This window comes from Mongoliitalea daihaiensis, assembly GCF_021596945.1.
GTDB lineage: Bacteria > Bacteroidota > Bacteroidia > Cytophagales > Cyclobacteriaceae > Mongoliitalea > Mongoliitalea daihaiensis.
This window is the reverse complement of record NZ_CP063779.1, coordinates 1-24,515: the sequence shown is the minus strand read 5'-3', so window position 1 is coordinate 24,515 and position 24,515 is coordinate 1. Positions and strand designations below refer to the sequence as shown.

General features: G+C 40.4%; 17 protein-coding genes. 12 read left to right on the top strand and 5 right to left on the bottom strand.

The window, feature by feature from the left end; genetic code table 11:
- The first annotated feature begins 1 nt into the window (after position 1).
- The 12 genes from IPZ59_RS00085 to IPZ59_RS00030 all read left to right on the top strand — a co-directional run bounded on the left by IPZ59_RS00085 (position 2) and on the right by IPZ59_RS00030 (position 17,073).
- The gene (locus tag IPZ59_RS00085; RefSeq protein WP_236137856.1) at positions 2–1,381 is read left to right on the top strand and encodes a family 43 glycosylhydrolase; all 1,380 of its coding nucleotides are present in this window, start codon (positions 2–4) and stop codon (positions 1,379–1,381) included.
- Positions 1,382–1,404: 23 nt separating this feature from the next.
- Positions 1,405–3,870, top strand: coding sequence for a glycoside hydrolase family 95 protein (locus IPZ59_RS00080; protein ID WP_236137855.1), 2,466 nt, complete (start codon positions 1,405–1,407; stop codon positions 3,868–3,870).
- A gap of 6 nt (positions 3,871–3,876) precedes the next feature.
- Positions 3,877–4,782 carry a sialate O-acetylesterase gene (locus tag IPZ59_RS00075; RefSeq protein ID WP_236137854.1) on the top strand — a complete coding sequence of 302 codons (906 nt, stop codon included), beginning with the start codon at positions 3,877–3,879 and terminating at the stop codon, positions 4,780–4,782.
- A gap of 17 nt (positions 4,783–4,799) precedes the next feature.
- Positions 4,800–6,539 carry a glycoside hydrolase family 43 protein gene (locus IPZ59_RS00070; protein WP_236137853.1) on the top strand — a complete coding sequence of 580 codons (1,740 nt, stop codon included), beginning with the start codon at positions 4,800–4,802 and terminating at the stop codon, positions 6,537–6,539.
- 51 nt (positions 6,540–6,590) lie between these two features.
- On the top strand, positions 6,591–7,535 hold the full coding sequence (locus tag IPZ59_RS00065) for an alpha/beta hydrolase (RefSeq protein ID WP_236137852.1): 945 nt from the start codon (positions 6,591–6,593) through the stop codon (positions 7,533–7,535).
- A 64-nt stretch (positions 7,536–7,599) separates the two neighbouring features.
- Positions 7,600–9,699, top strand: coding sequence for a glycoside hydrolase family protein (locus tag IPZ59_RS00060; RefSeq protein ID WP_236137851.1), 2,100 nt, complete (start codon positions 7,600–7,602; stop codon positions 9,697–9,699).
- 112 nt (positions 9,700–9,811) lie between these two features.
- A complete protein-coding gene (locus IPZ59_RS00055) occupies positions 9,812–10,774 on the top strand; it encodes a glycoside hydrolase family 43 protein (RefSeq protein WP_236137850.1) in 963 nt (320 codons plus the stop codon).
- Positions 10,719–12,767 carry a glycoside hydrolase family 97 protein gene (locus IPZ59_RS00050; RefSeq protein WP_236137849.1) on the top strand — a complete coding sequence of 683 codons (2,049 nt, stop codon included), beginning with the start codon at positions 10,719–10,721 and terminating at the stop codon, positions 12,765–12,767. The genes IPZ59_RS00055 and IPZ59_RS00050 overlap by 56 nt, the downstream gene beginning before the upstream one ends.
- Before the next feature lie 7 nt (positions 12,768–12,774).
- A complete protein-coding gene (locus IPZ59_RS00045) occupies positions 12,775–14,139 on the top strand; it encodes a glycoside hydrolase family 43 protein (protein WP_236137848.1) in 1,365 nt (454 codons plus the stop codon).
- A 69-nt stretch (positions 14,140–14,208) separates the two neighbouring features.
- Positions 14,209–15,321, top strand: coding sequence for an endo-1,4-beta-xylanase (locus IPZ59_RS00040; RefSeq protein WP_236137847.1), 1,113 nt, complete (start codon positions 14,209–14,211; stop codon positions 15,319–15,321).
- A gap of 261 nt (positions 15,322–15,582) precedes the next feature.
- Positions 15,583–16,422, top strand: a complete 840-nt coding sequence (locus IPZ59_RS00035; protein WP_236137846.1) for an alpha/beta hydrolase — start codon at positions 15,583–15,585, stop codon at positions 16,420–16,422.
- 42 nt (positions 16,423–16,464) lie between these two features.
- Positions 16,465–17,073, top strand: a complete 609-nt coding sequence (locus IPZ59_RS00030; RefSeq protein WP_236137845.1) for a Uma2 family endonuclease — start codon at positions 16,465–16,467, stop codon at positions 17,071–17,073.
- A 28-nt stretch (positions 17,074–17,101) separates the two neighbouring features.
- On the opposite strand, the gene IPZ59_RS00025 is transcribed toward IPZ59_RS00030, so the two are convergent.
- The 5 genes from IPZ59_RS00025 to IPZ59_RS00005 form a co-directional block, all read right to left on the bottom strand.
- Positions 17,102–19,012 (bottom strand): 7TM-DISM domain-containing protein, encoded by a 1,911-nt coding sequence (locus IPZ59_RS00025; RefSeq protein WP_236137844.1) that lies wholly within the window; start codon positions 19,010–19,012, stop codon positions 17,102–17,104.
- Positions 19,013–19,131: 119 nt separating this feature from the next.
- Positions 19,132–20,292 (bottom strand): endo-1,4-beta-xylanase, encoded by a 1,161-nt coding sequence (locus IPZ59_RS00020; protein ID WP_236137843.1) that lies wholly within the window; start codon positions 20,290–20,292, stop codon positions 19,132–19,134.
- Positions 20,293–20,317: 25 nt separating this feature from the next.
- Positions 20,318–21,070 (bottom strand): SDR family NAD(P)-dependent oxidoreductase, encoded by a 753-nt coding sequence (locus IPZ59_RS00015; RefSeq protein WP_236137842.1) that lies wholly within the window; start codon positions 21,068–21,070, stop codon positions 20,318–20,320.
- Positions 21,071–21,089: 19 nt separating this feature from the next.
- On the bottom strand, positions 21,090–23,210 hold the full coding sequence (locus IPZ59_RS00010; RefSeq protein ID WP_236137841.1) for an alpha-glucuronidase family glycosyl hydrolase: 2,121 nt from the start codon (positions 23,208–23,210) through the stop codon (positions 21,090–21,092).
- Between the two features lie 273 nt (positions 23,211–23,483).
- On the bottom strand, positions 23,484–24,515 hold the full coding sequence (locus IPZ59_RS00005; protein WP_236137840.1) for a LacI family DNA-binding transcriptional regulator: 1,032 nt from the start codon (positions 24,513–24,515) through the stop codon (positions 23,484–23,486).

The following is a 24,515-nucleotide window of genomic DNA, read 5'->3' as shown; positions in this document are numbered from 1 at the left end:
GATGATTCATACACATTTACTTTTAAGGAAATCAATGTTTTTATGGACTTTACTGTTTATACAAACAGTTGTTTTTGCTCAAAATCCTTTGGTAAGGCATCAGTTTTCCGCTGATCCTAGCGCCAAAGTTTTTGGGGATAGAATCTACATTTATGCTTCCCATGATATTCGATGTGACCACACGCAAGGAAGACCGGATTGGTTTTGCATGGAAGATTATCACGTGTTTTCTTCCGATAACTTGATTGATTGGGAGGACCACGGCATGGCCTTGCATCAATCAAATGTCCCTTGGGCAGATCAAGAATCTTACAGCATGTGGGCACCTGACGGGGCAGAAAAAAATGGGAAGTACTACTTTTATTTTCCTTCCAAAGCCAAAGGACACTTAGAGAGACAAAATGATCCAACTGTCAATGGTTCAGCCTTCAATATTGGGGTGGCCATAGGAGACAATCCTGGAGGTCCCTTCATTCCTGAATCTAATCCAATACCTCAAGTATATGGGATAGATCCTAATGTGTTTATTGATAAAGATGGGCAAGCGTACCTGTATTGGTCACAACATGATTTTTTTGTAGCTAAGCTGAAAGAAAATATGCTGGAATTAGCTGAGGAACCTCGGGTGATTGAAAACATTCCGTCTAAGGGTTTGAAGGAAGGGCCCTTCTTATTTGAAAGAAATGGAATTTATTATCTAACCTATCCTAGAGTAGAAAATCAAACCGAGCGGATTGAATATGCAACTGCGAATCATCCGTTAGGTCCATTTGAATACAAGGGTGTGATCATGGATGAATCACCTACCGGTTGCTGGACCAATCATCAATCAGTAGCCCAGTTCAAAGGTCAGTGGTATTTCTTTTATCATCACAATGATTTTTCTCCTGATTTTGATAAAAACCGCTCCATTCGAGCAGATAGTCTTCATTTCACAGTGGATGGATTGATCAAAAAAGTAACACCAACTCACCGGGGAATAGGTGTTTCAAATGCTAATCGTCGGATACATCCTGATCGGTACAGCTCCAAAAGTGCGCAAGGTTACACGATTGAATTCTTGAATGAGGATGGCCCTTTTGATGGATGGAAGTCAGTTTTTACTCAAAATAACTCTTGGGTACGCTACAACAAAGTTGATTTCGGAACAAAGGAATTGGAAGCTGTCAAAATAAGAGTAAATGTTGATGCTGAGGGTACACTTCAAGTTCGGTCAGCCTTAGAGAATGGGAAGCTCATAGCAGAAATCCCAGTAAAGCCAAGCGGTAGTTGGGTAGAAATACAAGAGTCTACATCTGCCAAAGTAATTGGTCTACATGATTTGGTATTTGTCTATAAAGGCAGTGGAAACTTAGAGTTGGACTGGGTCACCTTTCTTTAATTTAAATCGGGACTAATTGATTCATGAGGATTGAAATACGTACATATTATTGGTTTTGTCTACTGATTTTCAGCTTGATGGCATGTGCTGTCCAAGAGGAAGATGCTTTGCAAGACTGGAAACTATGGTATGATCAACCGGCGGATCAATGGGTGGAGGCCTTACCTATTGGAAATGGTCGTCTGGGTGCCATGATTTTTGGAGACCCTTCGCGCGAATTGATTCAATTGAATGAAAATACTTTCTATGCAGGACAGCCGCATGACAATGATAATCCAAATGCTCTTGGTGTCTTGAGGGAAGTGCAGGACTTAATTTTTGAGGGAGCATATGTGGATGCGCAACAATTGGTGGATGAGAATTTTTTCAGTGGAGTCCATGGGATGCCCTATCAAACTATTGGGAATTTTAGAATAAATCATGCGGATACAAGTCAGGTCTCAGCATATTACAGAGAGTTGGATTTAGAAACAGGAATCGTCCGATCTGAATTTCAAAAATCTGGTGTGAAGTTTTCATCTGAAGCATTTGCATCTTTTCCTGATCAGGTATTGGTGTATAGACTAAAGTCAGAAGAGTTGCCTGCATTAAATTTTACAGCCTCCTTTGACAGACCTGGAAATTCAATGGTGACCACCACAGGGGATGGATTAATATTTACCGGCAAGTCCTCTGATCACGAAGGGATTAAAGGGGAGATGGTTTTTGAAGGCCGTGCTAAATTCATACTTCCCAAGAAAGGTCAGCTTTATATAGCAGATGATCATATTCAAGTGATTGATGCAGAAGAGGTGCTGATTTACATTGCTATTGCGACTAATTTTATTAATTATCAAGATATCAGTGGAGATCCATCATCTAAAGTAAACGAGGTTTTAACCAAGGCGACTTCGCTGGAATATACTATCCTTCTTCAAGACCATATAACTGATTACCAAAGTTTATATAACAGGGTAAGTTTGGATTTAGGTGTAACTCCTGCGGCTGATCTTCCCACAGATAAGCGTGTCGAGAACTTTGCTTCTGGTGAAGATCCGCATTTGGCAGCATTGTATTTTCAGTTTGGCAGGTATTTGTTGATCGCATCATCCAGACCAGGAGGGCAGCCAGCCAATTTGCAGGGCATATGGAATTACCAACTGTATCCGGCTTGGGATAGTAAATACACGGTCAATATCAATGCGGAAATGAATTATTGGCCAGCTGAAATCACCAATTTGTCTGAACTCCATGAGCCTTTCATACAGATGGTGCAGGAGTTATCGGAGTCAGGTCAGTCCACAGCCCAAAATATGTATGGTGCGAGAGGATGGGTGCTCCACCATAATACGGATTTATGGAGAGTTACTGGCCCAATTGATTTTGCTGAGGCGGGAATGTGGCCTTTAGGAGGTGCATGGTTGGCTCAACATCTTTGGGAGAAATTTGAGTTTTCTGGTAATGAGGCATTCCTATTACAGGTTTATCCAGCCTTGAAGTCTGCGGCTTTATTTTTTGTTGACTTTATGATAGAAGATCCCGATACAGGGTATTGGGTAGTCTCTCCTTCAGTTTCCCCTGAAAATGTTCCCTATCAGCATCACAGAGCAGCTGTGGCCATGGGGAATACCATGGATAATCAGCTTTTGTTGGATTTATTTCGAAAAACTATCGCCGCCGCTGCTATCCTCAATGACAATGATCCAGAGCTTGAAATTATGAAAGAGCGCATGGCAGCCCTTCCTCCAATGAGGATAGGGAAGTGGGGGCAGCTTCAAGAGTGGTTCTTTGATTGGGATAATCCCGAAGATGATCACAGGCATGTTTCTCACTTGTATGGACTCTATCCTTCCAATCAGATCTCTCCTTATCGAACCCCAGAATTATTTGAAGCGGCTAAAGTCTCTCTTCAAGCGAGAGGAGATGTGTCTACAGGCTGGTCTATGGGATGGAAAGTTAATTTATGGGCTCGATTTTTAGATGGAAACCATGCATTGAAATTGCTCAAGGATCAATTAAGTCCAGCAATCCTTCCTGATGGCAAACAAAAAGGAGGTACCTATCCTAACTTATTTGATTCTCATCCACCCTTCCAGATTGATGGGAATTTTGGATGTACAGCAGGAATTGCTGAAATGCTTTTACAAAGTCACGATGGGGCTATTCATATTCTACCTGCTTTACCTGATGCATGGAAGCAAGGAAAAGTGTCAGGATTGAGGGCTAGAGGAGGATTTGAAGTAGCGATTGATTGGGAGAACTCTCAAGCAAAAGCTATCCGTATCCAATCCAAATTGGGGGGGATTTGTATTATCAGGTCTTATCATCCATTGAAAGGGAAAGGATTACAGCCATACTCAGGAGAGAAATTAAATCCTTTTTATTCAGTTCCTGAAATCAAGCCATTTGTAGATCATATGAATAAATCCAGCTTACCGGAATTGAAAAAAATCTACGAATATGAGATAGCAACTAAAGCAGGTGAAATTATTCAATTAACACAGAAGTAAATTGTTATGGGAAAAAGTTTAATGGTTTGGGCATTTGTTTTCGGTTTAGTTACCGTAACAGGATACTATTTGATTGCAGATAACAAACCTTCTTTTCTGGTTTTTACAACAGAATTAGGAACAGGTGTTCAAGATGATATAGATCCTAATTTCTATGTTTTTTTAGCATTTGGGCAATCCAATATGGAGGGTTTTTCTCCGTATGAGCCAAAAGATCAAGAGACTTCAGAGCGTTTTTTAATGATGGCTGCTGTTGATTGTCCAGAGCTTGAAAGAGTTCAAGGTAAATGGTATCAAGCATCGGCTCCAATTACCCGCTGTAATACAGGGATAAGTCCGGCAGATTATTTTGGAAAAACACTCGTTGCAAAACTCCCTTCACATATTAAAGTTGGAGTAATCAATGTATCTGTAGGAGGAACTCGAATAGAACTTTTTGATGAGGATGAACGAGAATCTTATTTGCAGAATTCTCCGGATTGGTTAAAAAATACCGCGAGTCACTACAATGATTCTCCTTATGATAGGCTACTTTCTTTGGCCAAAGAGGCGCAGAAAAAAGGAGTTATCAAAGGTATATTACTACACCAAGGAGAATCCAATACAGGGGATGCTATGTGGCCAATGAAAGTGAAAAAAGTTTATGATAGACTTTTGCAGGATTTGAATCTTCCCCTAGATAGTGTTCCTCTTTTGGCAGGAGAAGTGGTAGGGGAAGAGCAAGGGGGGAAATGTGCATCCATGAATCCGATTATCCAATCCCTACCACGGTACATTCCAAAAGCATATGTGATTTCATCCAAGGATTGTGAGGCTATAGATGACGGCTTACACTTTTCCACAGCGGGCTACAGGGAATTAGGTAGCCGCTATGGAGTACAAATGTTGGAATTATTAAATGAATTATACTAAATCAAACCTATAACTGAATGAAAAATTATCGAATTTGTTGGTTATTGATTACGTGCATGTTGATCTCGTTTGGGCACAGTTTCGCTCAAAGAAATGCACAGAAAAATCCGATTTTCAAGTATGCGACCTATGAGGGGAAAGATCAAGTGTACATGGATAACCCCCTTGCACCGGATGAGTTCTACAACCCAATTCTTCAAGGTTGCTATCCTGATCCGGCCATTACGCGCAAAGGAGATGATTATTTTATGGTCGTATCATCGTTTGTAATGTTTCCAGGAGTTCCGATTTTTCATTCCAAAGATTTGGTCAATTGGACACAGATTGGTCATGTATTGGATCGCAAATCTCAATTGAAAGTAGCTGATGCGCCTATCGCTTTGGGGATTTTTGCACCGGACATTAAGTATAATCCTTACAATGATACTTTTTACATGATCACCACACAGTTTGCTGGAGATTTTGGAAATATTGTGGTCAAAACCAAAGACCCATTTCAGGGCTGGAGTGATCCAATTAAACTGAAGTTTGATGGAATCGATCCTGGGATGTTTTTTGATGACAACGGAAAAGCCTATGTCGTACATAATGATGCTCCAGATCCCGGAAAAGAACGATACGATGGACATCGGGTAATTAAAATCTGGGAATATGACTTGGAAAATGACCAAGTGATCGGAGGAACCGATAAAATTATTGTCGATGGGGGAGTAGATCCTTCCAAAAACCCTATTTGGATTGAAGCACCACACATTTACAAAAAGAATGATGCCTATTATTTGATGTGTGCAGAAGGTGGCACAGGAGGCAATCACAGCGAGGTAATTTTTAAAAGTGACCACCCGATGGGGCCATATACCCCTGCGCCTTCTAATCCTATTTTAACGCAGCGATATTTTGGAAATAGAAATAATCGAGTGGATTGGGCAGGGCATGCTGACTTGGTCCAAGGTCCTGATGATAAATATTATGGTGTGTTTTTAGGTATTCGACCAAATGAAAAGAATCGTGTGAATACAGGGAGAGAAACCTTTATTCTTCCAGTTGATTGGTCTGGCGAATGGCCTGTTTTTGAAAATGGACTGGTGCCGATTCAACCAAAATTAAAAATGCCAGGAGGTGTGACTGAAAATAAAACAGGCCAAGACGGTTTCTTCCCGAATGGGAATTTCACCTACACAGAGAGATTTGATGGAGACAAGTTGGATTTCCGCTGGATTGGATTGCGTGGACCTAGAGAGGACTTCCTGAAGATGTCTAAAAATGGGGCTGAAATCTCGCCTTTTGCAGTCAATATGAAAGAAATGAAGCCTACTTCAACCCTCTTTTACAGGCAGCAACACAAGAATTTCTTATTTACAACTGAGCTGGATTATAAGCCAAACTCAGAAAAAGATTTAGCAGGTATCGCCTGCGTACAAAGTGAGACTTTTCACTATGTATTTGGTGTGACAAAAGTCGGTGATGATCACGTATTGCTTTTAGAGCGAACAGAGGCAGAAGGAAGGGGAAGAAATAGAAGTGTGAAGTCTCAGGTGTTGGCAAGTGTTAAAGTAGACTTATCTAAATCAATTTCCCTGCAAGTGAAAGCAACTGGAGATGATTTTGAATTTGCATATTCATTGAACGGGTCAGACTTTTCTACACTAGGAGGCATAGTGTCAGGAGATATTTTATCTACGAATGTAGCAGGAGGATTTACCGGAAATATGATTGGCTTATATGCGACCTCCGCCAATGATGTTAGTGTGAAATAGCATTTAGAATCGATTTAATGCACATGTTGAACCCAGTAAAATGATCTTGTTATGTTGATTACACTTAAGAATTTAGCTAAGTTTTCCCTAGTAGTGTGCCTACTTTTCTGTGCATTGGCTATTAAAGCTCAGGATGGAACTATTTACCCACTTGAAACCCCTGAGGAACCCAATGCCATACCCCTCAATACAGGTGGTGTCAGGGATCAGCCTGCCTCAGAGACTTGGTTTCGCCAATGGGGCGATCCGATGGCGCGGAATATCACAGCAGCTACACTTACTCCGTTTCTTCCAGAGCCTGGAAAGGCAAACGGCACAACAGTGATTGTTGCTCCAGGAGGAGGATTTCGATGGCTTTCTATGGATAATGAAGGCTGGGAGGTGGCCAAAGCCTTGGCAGACCAAGGGATAACTGCTTTTGTACTCAAATACAGACTTCACCCTACCCCTGAATCTTTAGATGACTTTAGCGACTCAATGAATAGAACCTTTGATGCTGCGTCAAGTTCTGCTCAAAGCGAAGAACCAAGACCTCGTCCCGTGCAACGGGATCTTTCTGACCAACTAGAGGACGCTGAGGCTGCCTACGCGATGATCGTGGAGAGAGCCGAAGAGTGGGGTGTAAACACGAATAGAATTGGTATGATTGGCTTTTCGGCTGGAGCTGGCCTGACCATGCATTGTACGCTGAATTCGCAAACTATGAAACTTGCCTTTATTGGCCCGATATACGGTGGTATGGGCCCTGTAGAGGTACCAAACAATGCACCCCCAATGTTTAATGTGATTGCAACCGACGATTTTCTCTTCCGTGGTCAGTTTGGAATCATCGATTCATGGTATAAAGCAGGTGTGCCGGTTGAATTTCACCTCTATCAAAATGGTGGTCATGGTTTTGGGTTAGGAAATCCCAACAGAACAAGCAATCGCTGGTTTGATGCATTTATCCATTGGTTAGATGTCAATAGCTTTCTAGCTGCCAAGTCATCGAATTGAAACACACGAAACTCTAGAAAATAAGCAAAATAGAAATTACAAATCTCACGAATAAATCTATTCTATGAAAAAGTTATCACTTTTCTCCATTGGAAAAAGCGTAATAAAATTAGCATTTGGAATGGTCATGATATCTGCTTTAGTATCATGCAGCCAAGAAGAAGCCCAAACAAGTCTTATCCAAGATGGGAAATATGTTCATTCAATACCAGGTAACCCGTACTTGCCTCTTTGGGAACATGTGCCTGATGGAGAACCACGTGTATTTGAAGATCCGGATAATCCAGGAAAATACCGTGCTTATATCATCGGTTCTCATGATGTAAGATTTGATAGTTATTGTGGACCGGACATCCGGATGTGGTCAGCACCTGTAGAAGATTTGACCCAATGGAGAGATGAAGGAGCGATTTTCACCTACGAAATCGATGGTCAGTGGGATGTGATGTATGCACCAGATTTGGTAGAAGTCAGGAGAAAAGATGGTGCCAAAGAATATTACTTATACCCGCACAGCAGAGGCCCAGGAAGAGAGGCAATGGTCGCCAAAGGCTCTAGACCTGATGGACCATTTACACCGATCAACATGACTGAAGATGGTCGCAATACTGTCCCCGGTAGTATTTTAGGATTCGATCCAGCTGTTTATATCGATTATATCACGGATCCGAATGATCCGGATTATGAAATTGGATTCAGAGCCTATGGGTTTTGGGGTTTTCAACGTTCTTTGGCAGCTGAGTTGGACCAAAACACGATGTATTCCTTAAGGCCTGGTACAGAGGTGATTTCTTATTTTTTACCAGCGAGTAGTAGATACGGAGCATTGAGGGACCCCGAGGGAACTGCTTATCCAGCAATTTATGATGGAGAAGATTTGGGTTCATTCAATTTCTTTGAAGCTTCTTCCATCAGAAAAGTAGGGAACAAATACATCACTGTTTTCAGTGGGTACTCTGGTCCGGAATATGGTGTAAGTAGCACAAATTCTACCCTACGCTATGCAGTTGGGGACTCTCCACTTGGGCCATGGAAAAGTGGAGGAGTATTGGTCGACTCGAGAGGCCCTGTTTTAAATGAAGATGGGTCAGGTATTATCCTAACGAATGGAGGACATAATACTCATGGAAGTATAGAAGAGATCAATGGACAATGGTATGTTTTTTATCATAAGCCACCAAGAGGTTTTGGGTTTGCACGGCAACCAGTAGTTGCACCAATAACCATAGAAGTAGATGAAACACCTGTAGCAGAAGGTGGAGGTGCTAGAATCCGTGCCTTTGACCCTTATGCACCAAATCAACAGTGGTCAGCCAAAGATAATGAAGGTAGAGCGTACACAGGAGCAGAAGTCACTTCAGAAGGATTTCATATGTTTGGATTGGATCCCTATCGCTATTATTCCGCAGGCTATGCAGCGTACTTGTCAGATATCAGTATTCAGCAAGATTCATGGGATATTTGGGATAATCACATGTCCATAGCTCCAGTGAAAAACGGACACATCATCGGATACAAATACTTTGGATTTGGTGGCTTAAACGAAGATAAATTTGGTCTCAAAGCATTTGAAGGCACCAAAGAAGGAAATCAGACAGTTTTCAATCTGTTCCTGACCCCCAAAACAAATCAAGCATTCAAAGTCAATGTGTGGCTAGATGGTCCTTATGCGAATGATACTTGGAAAGGAACTAAAATGGGTGTAATTGAGGTGCCAGCCAACTCCAACCAAGAGCCAACTCAGTTTACTATCGATGTAGCACAATATGTAGATCAGCTGGAGAAAAAGCATGCTATTTTCTTGGTGGCGGAGGCTGGTTCTGATGAAGGATTATTTGAATTACTCGGATTGGGTTTCAGTGCGAAAGGTAAAAACTTGAATAGACCTGTCTCTCCTCAGATTAGCATAGCTGTCAATGGACAAGCGGTAGAAGTACCAACTACTCCTGTAAGATCTACGAATGAAAATGGTATAGTAGGGTATGACCTTTACGAAGTAAAAGCTAGTCTTGAAGAAGGTGCAACTAGTCCTAAAGTAACCGCGAAATCAGATCATCCAGGTGTAAAAATTTCAATTGAGCAAGCCAAAGATAAGGATGGGGTAGCTGTTGTTTCTTGTGATTATCGGGGAGTAGTCAAAAGGTATCAAGTGAAATTTAACTAAGATTCTAACTGTCTAATCTTTAAACCCAAAAAATGAAAGATTAGCTAATCTCAAACTTTCCCAAAGTTTTAAACTTTGGGAAAGTTAACTCCAACTCTCAAACCTAAACCACATGAAAATAGCCTTCAAATTTATTTTAATAATAGCGTTCAGTCTATATTTTCATACAAGCTTTTCGCAGAATCCTATCATCGAGGACTTTTTTACAGCCGATCCAGCTCCGATTGTATATAATGGTGTAGTGTATTTGTACACCAGTCATGATACAGCATCCGTTACCTCGACCAATTATGAAATGAAGGATTGGTTGGTATTTTCATCAACAGATATGGTGACCTGGGAATATAGGGGTGCTCCTGTGTCACCCCAAACCTTTTCTTGGGCTACCGGAGATGCCTATGCCGCCCACTGTACTGAGCGAGATGGAAAGTTTTACTTCTATGTGTCCACATTTCACAAACAAGACGAAAATAGTCAAGGAGGAGCAGCGATTGGTGTAGCAGTAGCGGATAGTCCAACAGGTCCATTTGTAGATGCCATTGGAAAAGCATTGGTGGTCAATGAAATGACCAAGGATAATGAACATGGTTGGGATGATATTGATCCTGCTGTATTTATCGATGATGACGGACAAGCTTACATCTATTGGGGTAATGGAAGTCTTAAATGGGCAAAGTTGAAGAATAATATGATTGAAATGGATGGGCCAATCAATATCCTTAATCCTGAAAATTTCATCGAAGGCCCTTGGGTTTATAAGCGCAATGATTTGTACTACTTATTATATGCAAGCAAAGGAGATAAAGCAGAACAAATAGATTATGCGATTTCCTCAAGTCCAGAAGGGCCTTGGGAACATAAGGGAATGATCATGGAAAGCGTACCGAATAGCTTTACAGTTCATCCTGGAGTGATTTCCTACAAGGGTAAGGATTATTTCTTTTACCATAATGGGGCATTACCTACCGGGGGAAGTTATAGAAGGTCAATTTGTATTGACTACATGTACTATAACGAGGATGGAACTATTCAAAAAGTCATACAGACAAAGGAGGGAGTCCATGCAGTTCAATAGTCTTTTTGTAAATAGGGTTTTTAGGACAATTTCACTGGGGATCAATAGGCAACTAGGAGCCTTTCTAGTGTTACTGTATTTCCTTGGACCATATCTTTCCTATGCGCAAGAAAATGCCAAGATGGAAAGTCCCAATGGTCAAGTAGGTGTTTCTATTTTTCTTGAAGGGGGTAAGTTATTCTATTCAGTAACCTATGAACAGAAGTCCATGTTGGAAAAATCTCCTTTGGGACTGGAAACAAATGCAGGGTCGTTTACCCAAGAATTGTCATTTGTTAAATCCTTAACTGGTGAAGAAAAGAAATCTTATACTCAAGATAGAATCAAGCAATCCTTTATTCAGTATCACGCAAATATCCTAACATACACTGTAAAAAACAGTGCTGATCAAGAGATTTCGGTTCATTTTCAAGTGAGTGACAATGATATAGCCTTTCGATATGAGCTACCCATGTGGGGAGAAACCAAGGGGATAGTAGTGGAAAGAGAACTTACTGGATATAAGTTTCCATCAGCTACCACAGCATTTTTGTCCAACATGATGCGCCCAATGACAGGGTTTGCACGAACTGCTCCAAGCTACGAAAGTGGATATGTAGCTGATGAACCGATAGCAAACACCAATGCCCGTTTGGGATATGTTTTTCCCAGCTTGTTCAAAATCGGTAATGATGGCTGGGTTCTTTTGTCTGAGACAGGGGTAGGCAGCAACTTTACGGCTTCACATTTGAGTGCTATTCAGGAAGGTGTTTATACAGTAGCTTATCCTCAACTAGAGCAAAATAATGGTTTTGGTAGTTCGGGGGCGCAATTGGGCCTTCCAAGCCATACACCTTGGAGAACAATTACATTAGGGAATTCTCTGACACCAATCGTTGAAACTACCATTCCTTATGATGTGGTAGAACCTTTGTATAAGCCATCTACTAACTACAAGTTTGGAAAAGGTACTTGGAGTTGGATTGTATGGCAGGACAATAGCATGAACTACGAAGATCAAGTAGCTTACATTGATTTGGCCGCTGCCATGGGTTTTGAATACATCTTGATAGATGCATGGTGGGATGAAAGAATCGGCTATGATCGAATGGAGGAGTTGATTCGCTATGCCAACAGTAAAGGTGTAGATGTATTTCTTTGGTATAATTCTAATGGTACGGTAAATGATGCTTTTCAAACTCCCCTGCATAAAATGAATACCTCATTCGCCAGAAAAAATGAGATGAAATGGCTAAAAGAAGCAGGTGTGAAAGGATTGAAAGTAGACTTTTTTGGAGGAGATAAGCAAGAAACCATGCGCTTGTATGAAGACATCTTAGTAGAAGCAAATGAGCATGAATTGATGATTATTTTCCACGGTGCGACATTGCCAAGAGGTTGGGAGCGCATGTACCCGAACTTTGTTGGGAGCGAAGCAGTCATAGCTTCCGAAATGTTGATTTTTGTTCAAGATACTCGGGAGAAAGAGGCGTTTTATGCCACGCTTCATCCATTTATTCGAAATTCCGTCGCTAGTATGGAGTACGGTGGAGTGTTGCTCAATAAGTTTCTCAACAAAGGTAACCGTCGAGGACAAGAGCGCTTAACGACCGATATTTTCCAGTTAGCAACAGGAGTGCTCTTTCAAAACCCTGTTCAAATGTTTGGTTTGACCCCTAATAATTTGGAGGATGTGGAACCATTTGTGTTGGACTTTTTGAAAAAGCTGCCTACTACTTGGGATGAAACCCGATACATAGCAGGATACCCAGGTAAATTTAGTGTGATAGCTAGACGATTGGGAGAGCACTGGTACATTGCTGGGGTCAATGCGGAGAAAACACCTCAAACAGTGAAGTTACAGCTGCCGATGATTCAGGGGAAAAAAGTTCTCCTTTACAACGATGATAAAGCCAAGCATCCAACCTTGCAGACAGTAGAGATTGGGAAAAATGGAGAATTTACAGTCACTATTCAATCGAATGGAGGCTTTGTTTTGACCAACCAAAAATGATAAGTAAATGAAAAGGGTTAGAAAATATATCACGGCTTTGATTTATAGCTTTTTGCTGAGTAGTAGTGTTTGGGCACAAAATCCCATTATCCAGACATCTTATACTGCAGATCCGGCCCCATTGGTGTATAATAATAAGGTGTATCTATACACTTCCCATGATGAGCCAGAGTCTACCTGGTTTACCATGAATGATTGGAAACTTTACACAACCGAGGACATGGTTAATTGGACGGACCATGGTTCGGTACTCTCATATAAGGACTTTGAGTGGGGAAAAATCAATGCTTGGGCTCCGCATGCTATCGAGAGAAATGGGAAGTTTTACTTGTATGTGCCTGTTACAGATTTGAATAATAGGAATGGGATTGGTGTAGCGGTATCGGATAGTCCTTATGGGCCCTTTATTGATCCGATAGGTAAGCCATTGATCAGTAATAGCAGTGCGGATATTGATCCTGCGGTATTTATTGATCATGATGGGCAGGCATATATTTATTGGGGTAATCCGGTTTGCCACTATGCGAAGCTAAACGAGGATATGATCTCTATTGATGGAGAAATCGGACAATTTCCCAATACGATTGAGGCTTTCGGGAAAAGGAAGGCAGAAGACTCCCAAAGGCCAACTACCTATGAAGAAGGTCCTTGGATGTACAAAAGACACGATTTGTATTACCTGCTGTTTGCTGGTGGGGAGCTTCCAGAACATATTGGCTACTCAACTGGCCCTAGTCCTTTAGGTCCTTGGACTTATCGGGGAGTATTGATGCCTGCTGAGGGCAGAAGCTTTACCAATCATCCTGGGATCATAGATTTCAAAGGAAAGACCTATTTGTTTTATCACAATGGCGCATTGCCTGGTGGTGGTGGCTTTACCCGGTCCGTGGCAGTGGAAGAAGTAGAGTTTAATACTGACGGAACTATTAAGCCCATGAAAATGACAGCCGGTATTACCAAGAGTCTTGGTTCAATCAATCCTTATATGAAAAATGAAGCTGAGACAATTGCTTGGTCAGAGGGTGTCAAAGCCAAAAGTAATGCTGTGGTCGGGAATTTTGTGATAGCAACTACAAATAAATCTTACATTAAAGTAGTAGGTGTTGATTTTCGTGATCAAGGACCTAGCAAGTTTTATGCGAGGGTAGGAACGACACATAATGGTGGCGTACGGATGGAAGTTAGAGTAGGAAGTAAAGATGGTCAATTGGTAGCAGAGGTGTCTGTCCCATTGACTGGAGGGGACGATCGATGGACGATCGTGAGTGGGGATGTTGCAAATATGAGTGGAGTACATGATTTGTATTTTGTATTCAAAGGCAAAGCACCGAGTAATATCCTGAATTTCGATTATTGGAGATTTACCAAGTAAAAGTCAAAAACGACTAAGGTGTTAAATTTCAAAAATTAAAAAAAGTGCCATTTAAATTTTAACCACAACATGAAAAATTACCATGTATCACTTTTAGCACTGGCAATCGGGGTATTGTCAGTGTTTGGATGTACTCCTACAGAAGAGCCAACTCCTCTTCAAGATGGCTTAGGTGAGGGAGAATACATTCCATTAAAAGAACTGTTTAAGGATCATTTCCCGATTGGAGCGGCCGTTACCCCCAATCATATGGACTCTCGCACACCACATGGGCGAGCCTTGATTGAGCACTTTAATAGTTTAGTTGCTGAAAATGTAATGAAGCCGGATGCCTTGCAACGAGTCAAAGGAACCTATACTTGGACCAATGCGGATAGAATTGTTCAGTTTGCTAAGGAGAATAATATGATGGTGCGAGGCCACACCTTGACTTGGCATTCGCAGACGCCTGATTGGTTTTTTTATGATGAAAATGGAGATTTGCACACTCCAGAAGTTGCAATGAAGCAGTTAGAAGAACATATCACTGCTGTCGTATCTCGATACAAAGGGGATGTATATGCATGGGATGTCGTGAATGAGGCGATGTTTGACTGGGATCCTAATGGTCAGATTATCTATCGAGAAGACTCTCCTTGGTATAAAATCATGGGACCGGCTTACATAGATTCAGCTTTTGTGTACGCGAGAAGAGCTGATCCAGATGCTAAGCTATTTTACAACGATTATAATTCCATTTTTAGTTGGAAGCGAAATAAAATCTTTGATCTGGTGAAGAGATTAAAAGATAATAATATCCCCATCGATGGAGTAGGGTTACAGGGACATTGGACTGTGGGTGTCTCCGAACAGGATCTTCGGACTACCTTGGATTTGTTTAGAAGTCTAGGGGTAGAAATTCAAATTACGGAGTTGGATTTGTCTGTGTATTTGTCAAATGATGAGCCTGGATCTACGATATATACAGATGCGTTTAACATGAGACAGCGGATTGCATACCCCATGTTAATGAAGGTTTTGCTGGATTATAGTGATATCATCACGGGAGTAACTTTTTGGGGAATCGGAGATGATGCCTCTTGGTTGGATACTCCAGGAAGAAAGCATTTCCCTTTCTTGTTAGACGAACAATTGCAGCCGAAGCCTGCTTACTTTGAAGTTCAGAAATTGATTAGAAGATAAGGTTAAAACAACTAAGGATCAAGGCAAGGAGGGCTAAGCTTATCTACCCCAGGCAGGCGTCAAGAAAAGCGGATTTCATGGCTTTTTAATAAAAGTCAGCATGCATTATAGGAATGAGAAATGAAGAGTTTGGAAATCTAAAACTTGCCTGCCATAAGCAGGTATCTTCTAAAATCTTACACCTAAAATTAATCCCTTTGCGTCTTTGTGCCTTCGTGGCAAAAATTAATACAATTAACAATAAACAAATCCAAACAACCCATGGAAGCACTAAAAACAACAGCCTTGATCCTCAGCTTGGCGATTTCAAATTTGGCTTTTGCGCAATCAGATCAGCTGATTGCGCCAGATGGCTTTGATAAATCTAACAGTAGTAATCCAAAAGGTGTAGTTAAAGAGTTGGTGTATCCCTCCAAGACCGTAGGAGTAGACAGGAAAGCAAATATCTACTTACCTCCTAATTATGATCCAAATCAAGCGTACCCTGTACTTTATTTATTGCATGGGATAGGTGGAGACGAGCGGGAGTGGCTGGATCAAGGGACTCCAGATGTAATCCTAGATAATTTATATGCGGAAGCTAAAGTACAGCCTATGATCGTTGTTCTACCCAATGGTCGCGCCATGAAAAATGATCGTGCGGAAGGCGATATTTTCGGGGCAGAACCAGTAAAAGCGTTTGCTACTTTTGAGGAAGATTTGTTGAAGAATTTGATTCCTTTTATTGAGAGGAATTATAAAGTGAAGCCAGGTGTGGAAAATAGAGCTGTTGCCGGACTTTCGATGGGAGGTGGGCAGTCTATGAACTTTGGATTGGGCAACCCTGAGCACTTTGCTTGGGTGGGGTCATTTTCTCCTGCACCAAACACTAAGAGGGGAGAGGCTTTGCTTCCGAGACCTTACGTGACCAAGTCCAATTTGAAACTTTTATTTTTGAGTTGTGGGGATAAGGATAATTTGATGAATGTGACCACCGGGGCCCATGAGTTTTTAACAGAAAAAGGTATTCCCCATACCTATCGAATCCTTCCCGATCACTACCATGACTTTAAGTATTGGAAAAATGAGTTGTATTTCTTTGCACAATTAGTGTTTAAATAATAGGTTGATTGAGTGATTGGGAATATTTCGTAAATTAGCTCTATGGAGACCAAGGATAAAAAAAACTTCTTGAATGAGCCAGAGGCTACCTATGGTAGGTTCAGCTATGCAGACTATCTGACATGGGAGTTGGATGAAATGGTGGAGCTGATTAAAGGGAAAGTCTTTAGGCAGGCTGCTACACCACGAAGGCTTCATCAAGAGGTTAGTTTAAAAGTTGCTAGAACGTTTGCTGAATTTTTTGAGGATAAAAATTGTAAAGTGTTTATAGCTCCATTCGATGTGAGGCTTCCCGTCAAATCCAAAAAGAATGAAGATATTTTTACTGTGGTACAGCCTGATATTTGTGTAGTGTGCGATTTGGATAAGTTAGATGAGATGGGGTGCCTTGGCGCTCCTGATTTAATTGTTGAAATACTTTCTCCAAGTAACAACCAAAAAGAACTGATTCACAAATATGAAGTCTACCAAGAAACTGGTGTTCAAGAGTATTGGATTATCCATCCATCAGAAAAAACCCTGTTTATTTACACATTATCCGAGGGAAACTACGTCCCGTCAAAGCTTTATACTATGGGGCATATAGTTCCTTCTTCTGTCATCAAAGGCTTCGAATTAGATTTGGAATGGGTTTTCAAAGATTTAGATTAAAAAGCTAAAATCTAAACTCACTTCCTCCTCACTCCAAATGCACCAGCGCCAGCGACTCCCAGCCACTCAAGTCTTTATTGTGGTCGATTTTTTCCATGGCTTGAGCGATCTTGTTTTTGAATGCCCAACAGGTTTCACGTCGGAGCTCTAGGATTTCCGACAGCTCATTTAAAGTCAAGTCCACATCCTTTCTATTGGAAAGATATAGGATGTAAAAGGCCTTTTCGATAGGAAACTTGAGTTTGTGAAATAAGGTGTCTACTGTTGGAGACTCTAAGTAATTACAGTTTTTGCAACGCTTACTGAAATTGCTTGTTTCCTGAAATTTGTTGTATTCACATTTTTTGCAATGGAATCCGTTTTTCCACTTCAACTCTGCTAAAAATTGAAGGCAAGTGTCTTTGTCTGGAAATACCTTTTTAAATTCTTCAAAGCCAAGACCTTTCATCAATGCAAGACTTTTAGTGGTTTCCTCCACAGACGATTTTAACTCCTCATTGTTTTCCTGCAAGAGCATGTTCATCTCTGTGACTTTTTTGTTCAGCTCCTCGAGTTTCTGATTGGTTGCAACCAATTCATCGTTTTTCTGAGCTAGATCGGCGGCCATGCGTTCAATTTTCTCTGTCCGTGCCTTGACCTTTTCTTTAAGCTTGCTATTAAGCTCCAAGGTCAATTGGTTATTTTTCTCTAAAACCAATGTTTTTTCTGTATTGGCACGAACAAACTCTGACTGTAAAAATTTGATTTGGTTAAAAATAGAAAATGAAAATAAAATCATTTCGATAAAAATGACTGGATAAACCAAGTACCAATTCAGTACAGGATTATCAAACAATTCAATGCTTCTTGAGTAGGTATAAGTGATTATGAGAAATAAGCAGGCGTAAGCAAATATATAAGACCAAGAATGGATTTCTTCCTTTAATAATTCACGTAATCCGAAGATGAAGGGGATCAATAAAATTAAAATTGTAATGACTAGGTAACTTGTATAATGAAGCTCAAAAAAGAAAAGTTGGTTAACAAAAAATACCAGTTTTAAAAGGATGGCACCATTGGTGAATTTCACTACCCGATCACTTTTAGTATATTTTTGGACAAATCTATTGGAAAACAAAAGGGTAGCAACGATGATGAAAAATTCTATAACGTATTGATTATTGAATTGATTGAGCCAAGGTGCATTTGGCCAGAAGTATTGGAAGCCGAGTCCGTCTCTGCCCAGTGAAAACCAAATATACGATAAGATCAAGCCTGGGAAATAGAGGTATAGTAAATCTTTAAGTTTGAAAAATAGGTAAAGATTGAAAATCAGAATCAAAATCAGCACTCCGTAGTAGATACCCAAAAGAAAGTATTCATTTAAGGAATGGCTGAGGAATCTATCATTTGTCCGTAGGTGAAAGCTAAACTCTAGGTTATAGGTCCGTTGTACCCTCAAGTAAAATGTTTTTTGCTCACCAGGGCGTAAATCAAGAAAGTAGTTGAAATTTTTATGCTGAATGCTTCTATCTCGAAAAGGAAGTTCAAAGCCTGCTTCATATATTTCGAAGCTTCCATCTGGGTTAGGAAAATAAAAGCTGATGTTTTTAATATCAAAACCCCAAGATTCGAAGTACCAAGATTTGTCAAAGGATTGTTGCTTGTTTTGTACAGTTAGCTTTATCCAAATATATGAATCGTAATAATCGTAAAGGATGTGACTATCGGTAACCTTTTGGAATCGTTGCTGATTTTCAGGCTTTTGGATGTCTTCTATGCTCAGTATGGCTGCCGTGTCCAATAAAAAATCCATCATGGTGTTGATTTTTATTTGAGATAGGCCATCCTCAATTTGAATAATGGTTGGTAGTTGCTGCTCCTGTGCATACATCTTTTCAGCTGGAAAAAGTATCCAAAAAGGTAGAAGGATGTATATGGATATTTTTTGGAAGCTCACTTGATTTTACTTACGTTGGGTGTAATGAGTAATTATGTTGTGAAAATATGGAATACAATTTAGATAAAAACTGTAGATAATCAATGAAATCGGTTTCATTAATAGTAAATTTGGTGTAATTACTTTGCGATAGAGGAATTGTTGGTTTCAACTTGAATGGTCATCAGTGATTCGATGATCTCAGCTTTTTCTCTAAAATGCCTATCAATGATTAAAGGGTAGGCAGTTCTTCCGGGCATTGGCCAATTATTCAACCAACTCGAACCATCGTGCAGTCCCCAAAAGGTAACTCTATCTATTTTATCCTGATGTTTGGTGAATAATTCGAATAAGGACTGGTAGCGATCTGCTAGTTTTTGTTTGATCTCGTCTGGTAAACCATCTTTATAGATATTGTATGATTCATCGGCTGGAAATGTTGCATCGATATCTGCACCAAATCTGTTAACAGGATTAGGCAAGACATCAATATCAAGCTCAGTGATCATCACTTTAAAACCTGCTTCGGCTATTCGAGTAATGGATGCTTCAATAGTATCCAAGCTTGGAGATTCAAGTCCATAATGGCCTTGCATTCCAATTCCATCAATCTTGATTCCCGCTTCTCTTAATTCCAATGCCAATGCTATGGCAGTTTCCCTTTTGGGAGCTTTCCACATATTGTAATCATTGTAGTACAATTCAGCATCAGGATCGACTTCAGAAGCCTTAACAAAGGCCTGTTTGATGAAATCTTTTCCTGCAATCTGATACCAGTTAGATTCTCTGTATGTACCATCGTCTAATATGGCTTCATTCACTACGTCATATCCTTTGATTCTTCCTTTATATCGTCCCATGACAGTTTCGATGTGGGCGTCCATTCTCTGTAGCAAGCCTTCTTTGGGTAAGAGATTTCCTCTTTCATCATGGTAAACCCAATGGGGTGTTTGATTATGCCATACCAAAGTATGCCCAATGACTGACGCGTTGACACGTTCAGCCAGTGCTACCAATTGATCCATCCCCTGGAAGTTGTATTGATTTAAATTTGGATGAATAGGGCCCCATTTCATAATATTTTCGGGTGTAATACTATTAAAATGTTTGCCAATAAGTTGCTCGGCCCGACTTTCTTGACCGTTAAAATCCCTATAACCCAAGGCTACTCCAATATCAAATACTCCTTGAAAATGGTCTTTCAAGGTTTGTCCATTGACAACATTTGCGTATAATAAAAGAAGCAGTGTTGAGGCAAACAATCGGAGATTTTTTTTATATGTAGGTTCCTTGGTTTTCATAGCTAAATAGGTTTGAGGATGATAGTTAAAATCCGATTGAGTTGCCTCCATCGATGGCTAGGGAAGTACCTGTGATGTATTTTGCTCCATCGCTTGTAAAGTAGTAGATGGCCTCAGCCACATCGCAAGGATCTCCCAGTTTTCCCATAGGTGTTCTTCCGAGGACTTTTTGCTTTCTTTCGGGATCATTGTTCAATGCTGCGGCAGACATATCTGTCCGGATAAAGCCTGGAGCTACGCAATTGACACGAATTCCTAAGGGAGATAATTCTACAGCCATGGCTTTGGTTATGCCCTCAATGGCTGATTTTGCAGCTGTGTAAGCGATTACTTTTGGGATCCCGTATTTGGCAGCCATGGAAGAAACCATTATTATGTTTCCACCCCAAGCTTGAGCTTTCATGATTTTGGCGACTTCTCTGGTAAGACTAAAGACAGAACATAGGTTGGTATGGATGACTTGTATAAATTCCTCGTCAGTTACTTCGAACAAATCTTTTTTTTGATTAATCCCAGCGTTATTCACAAGGATGTCTATTCTTCCAAATTGACGATAGATGGTATCAACCAATGGAGGGATCCCCGAAAGCTCGCCTAAATCAAAGCCAATACAATGGACTTGATTTCCAAATTCTTCTTTTGCTTTGAGTAGTTTATCGGAATCTCTTCCAATGATGATAGTCTTGATGCCAGCTTCTACAAATTTTCGAGTAGTTGCAAGCCCCAAACCTGACGCTCCCCCAGTAACTATTGCTATTTTCTGATGAACTTCCTTCATAATTTTACCCATTGATAGTTTAAATTCCAGGTACGTGCTGCGGCTTGTAATTCATGTAATATGCTAAGTCGTGAGCAGGTGGTTCTACTCCTGATGGTAAGGGCATTTTGGAAAATTGACCAAAATAAAGCAAACAGGCATCTTTCCACCATTGAGCTTCTTCTGCTTGAATTTTTAGGAATGAGTGGATATGTTGAAAGCGTTCGGAATCAATGTAGGGTGCCATTTGCTCCCAGGTATCCCTATTTCTTCTGGCTTCCTCCACTCCCTTTTGATACTGTCGAGCTAGATTATTCCAAAGATTATCTCCGTCAGAAAGTGATTGATTCCAGTCAACTTGATGAAACCACAAAAGGTACTTCTCAGGGACAGTTTCAAGATTGCCCCATTGCTGTTGGATTTCGGAAGCATATTGGCTTAAGGCGTCACTTCCTTTAGTTGTTCTGTCAAAACCAATACTTTTTTCATTGGCTTGATGATAATAGGTTGCGGTCCAATCTGCCCTTCGACCACCGGACACCCACGGGCCAGGCCCGTAATGATGACTTGCTGCCATGATGTGATGCAATCCGAGCGGAGTCATGTAATTGACAACCATTTCGCGACTATTGAGCATTATTTCTTGCATGGTAGTTACAAAAGTGGGGTTAGTCGTGAAGGTAAGGCGTAACCAATCTGCTGCAATAGTCTGAGCGTTTTCGTAGGGGTTCCAAGCTAGCCTACCAAAGGCAAACCAGTTTGCTTGATGAAAGTGATGTCCTGTCCAATTACGATCCGTACCAATATTGGCCACTCCTGCCATCCCTGTCAATTGATATCCATGTAGACTACCATCAATCACCTTTGCTACCGGGCTGCCTTTTCCCTTAGCGTAGGTGTCTTCATTTAAAACTTCTTCAAAAAGAGGGGCTAGAAATGCTAAATGCGTATCATGCCCTAAATATTCTTGGGTGATTTGAAATTCCATCATCAAAGGGGTATTTGGCATTGCACCAAATAAAGGATGGAATGGTTCCCTCGGTTGAAAATCTATGGCTCCATTTTTTACCTGAACAATAACATTATCTAAAAACTTCCCATCTAAGGGCTTAAATTCATTATAGGCTTGTTTGTGTCGGTCGTCAGGTGTGTGTTCATTATAGACAAAGGCTCTCCACATCACTATGCCATGATGCTCTTGCAAGGCTTCTGCTAGCATGTTTGCTCCATCTGCCTGCGTGCGTTGGTAATTGTGTGGCCCCGGTTGCCCTTCGGAATCTGCTTTTACAACAAAGCCTCCAAAATCTGGGATATACTTATAGATCTCATCTGCCTTGCTCTTCCACCACTGTCGAACATCGGGGTCCAATGGATCAGCTGTAGACAGATTTCCAATCTCCATAGGAGCCGAAAAACGGGCTGTTACATACACTTTGATTCCATATGGTCTAAAAACATCCGCAAGTGCTTGGACCTTTTCTAAATATTCAGGGGTGAGAATTAATGCATTTGCATTTACATTGGTAAGTACTGTGCCATTGATGCCTATGGAAGCATTTGCACGAGCATAATCGTGATATTGTTGATCAATGTGTCTTGGAAGGCGATGCCAATTCCAAATAGAGAAACCTGCATACCCGCGTTCGACTGTTCTGTCCAAGTTGTCCCAATGATTCAATACTCTATATTGAACTTTTGGAGACTCAAATATTCCCATTGCGGGAATACTTGTACCTGTCTGAATATATTGGAGTAATCTAAATGTTCCATATAGCAGGCCAATATCAGTCTTTGAAGTGACAATCAGCTGATTGCTGCTATAGATAAAAATCCCGAAACCATCGGCTGTTAATTGATCAATCTTTTCATTTGGAAGGTTAGGGATCCCTAGATCTTCAATTTTACTTATTAATAACGAATGATCCGTGCTTTTTTTTGGATTAAGCGATTGAATCATGCCAATTGATGCAGTTTCAAGTTCTTTTTTTAGAATAGATATAGTAGCCGAACTGCCTATAACCTCATAATTTGAAAGTGCGGAAATTTGCCATGCTTCAGGTTCTTGTATGGGGAAATACTGCAACCAAAGTTTATATCCGTCATTCGAAAACCCTTGAAGGCTCATGAATAAGATAAAAAAAAGAGTGATCGGAAATCTCATAGGGTTAGAGGGTTTGATGTTAATCTCAGGATTTAATAGAAATGAATAAGTGTGAAAATTTGAAATCGATAACATAAATATTTGGAATATTATCTATTGTAAAATAGAGTTATATGAATATTAAGGAGGTTTTTATTTTATTTAAGGAGCAAATTATCTTTAAGATCCTCGAAGTTAAAAAATATTTATGAAATCGGTTGCATAATTAAAAAAATTATTTCGTTTGCATATTTTTTGTTCCGTTCTTTTTCTGAAGCTTAAACGGAAGTGAGGTTATTTCAATCTAAGGGAGGATTCTCTTATGATTAAATCGGATCTAAGTGTGATTTTATTGGTTTTTTGGAGAAGTGTAGTTTCAGGTTCATCTAAGTGGTTGATGAGGTTTTTCATGGCAACTTCCCCCATTTCATAGCCTGGATAATTGATTGTAGTAATCTTAGGATGAACGAGTCTTGAGATGACCTCATTATTGAAACCAACGATGGCGATATCTTCTGGTACCTTAAATCCTTTTTGGATGAGTTGATTCATACAACTTGCAGCGCAGGCATCATTTGATACAAAAAGACCGTCTGGTAATGGACTCATCTTAAGTAGCAGATCTATGACATACTCTGCTGCATGTTCATTAATTTCATTTAATACAATCACTTGATCTTCCTGAATAGTTAACCCTTTGTCTACCAATGCGTACTTAAAGCCTTTCAGACGCTCTGCATAAACACTGATTTTAGTGCTTCCCAAAACATGAACTATTTTTTTACAACCTTGCTCTATGAGATGGTTAGTAGCGATTTGTGCCGCTTGAATGTTATCTATGGTAACACCAACACTATCCTTACTATTAGCAACTCTGTCATAGAATAAAACCGGAATTCCTCTTTTATGAAAGGGTTCGAAGTGTTCAAGCTGATGAGCTTCACTAACAAGGGATACGATCAAGCCGTCCACCCTACTTTTAAACATGGAGAGCGTGTTAGCTATTTCTTTCTCACTCGATTCTAAAGATTGTGTAATAATTAGGTTGTAACCAGCATCATTTGCAATTTTTTCCATACCAGCAAGTACTGAGGCTTGAAAGCTGCTGTTTAGGCTGGGGACTATTACACCAATATTATTTGTTTTTTTACTTCGAAGATTGGCAGCAAATACATTGGATTGGTAGCCGAGATCTGAGGCTGCTTGAAAAATCTTTTTCTTGGTTTTCTCTTTTACCGCAGGATGATTGTTGAGTGCTCTACTGACAGTAGTCGGTGAAACGCCACTCTGTTTCGCTATATCGTAAATTGTTATCTCTTTCTCCAT

Coding starts and splice junctions, on each gene's coding strand:
- IPZ59_RS00085 (WP_236137856.1), top strand. CDS start 2: ATGATTCATACACATTTACTTTTAAGGAAATCAATGTTTTTATGGACT.
- IPZ59_RS00080 (WP_236137855.1), top strand. CDS start 1,405: ATGAGGATTGAAATACGTACATATTATTGGTTTTGTCTACTGATTTTC.
- IPZ59_RS00075 (WP_236137854.1), top strand. CDS start 3,877: ATGGGAAAAAGTTTAATGGTTTGGGCATTTGTTTTCGGTTTAGTTACC.
- IPZ59_RS00070 (WP_236137853.1), top strand. CDS start 4,800: ATGAAAAATTATCGAATTTGTTGGTTATTGATTACGTGCATGTTGATC.
- IPZ59_RS00065 (WP_236137852.1), top strand. CDS start 6,591: ATGTTGATTACACTTAAGAATTTAGCTAAGTTTTCCCTAGTAGTGTGC.
- IPZ59_RS00060 (WP_236137851.1), top strand. CDS start 7,600: ATGAAAAAGTTATCACTTTTCTCCATTGGAAAAAGCGTAATAAAATTA.
- IPZ59_RS00055 (WP_236137850.1), top strand. CDS start 9,812: ATGAAAATAGCCTTCAAATTTATTTTAATAATAGCGTTCAGTCTATAT.
- IPZ59_RS00050 (WP_236137849.1), top strand. CDS start 10,719: ATGGAACTATTCAAAAAGTCATACAGACAAAGGAGGGAGTCCATGCAG.
- IPZ59_RS00045 (WP_236137848.1), top strand. CDS start 12,775: ATGAAAAGGGTTAGAAAATATATCACGGCTTTGATTTATAGCTTTTTG.
- IPZ59_RS00040 (WP_236137847.1), top strand. CDS start 14,209: ATGAAAAATTACCATGTATCACTTTTAGCACTGGCAATCGGGGTATTG.
- IPZ59_RS00035 (WP_236137846.1), top strand. CDS start 15,583: ATGGAAGCACTAAAAACAACAGCCTTGATCCTCAGCTTGGCGATTTCA.
- IPZ59_RS00030 (WP_236137845.1), top strand. CDS start 16,465: ATGGAGACCAAGGATAAAAAAAACTTCTTGAATGAGCCAGAGGCTACC.
- IPZ59_RS00020 (WP_236137843.1), bottom strand. CDS start 20,292: ATGAAAACCAAGGAACCTACATATAAAAAAAATCTCCGATTGTTTGCC.
- IPZ59_RS00015 (WP_236137842.1), bottom strand. CDS start 21,070: ATGAAGGAAGTTCATCAGAAAATAGCAATAGTTACTGGGGGAGCGTCA.
- IPZ59_RS00010 (WP_236137841.1), bottom strand. CDS start 23,210: ATGAGATTTCCGATCACTCTTTTTTTTATCTTATTCATGAGCCTTCAA.
- IPZ59_RS00005 (WP_236137840.1), bottom strand. CDS start 24,515: ATGGAGAAAGAGATAACAATTTACGATATAGCGAAACAGAGTGGCGTT.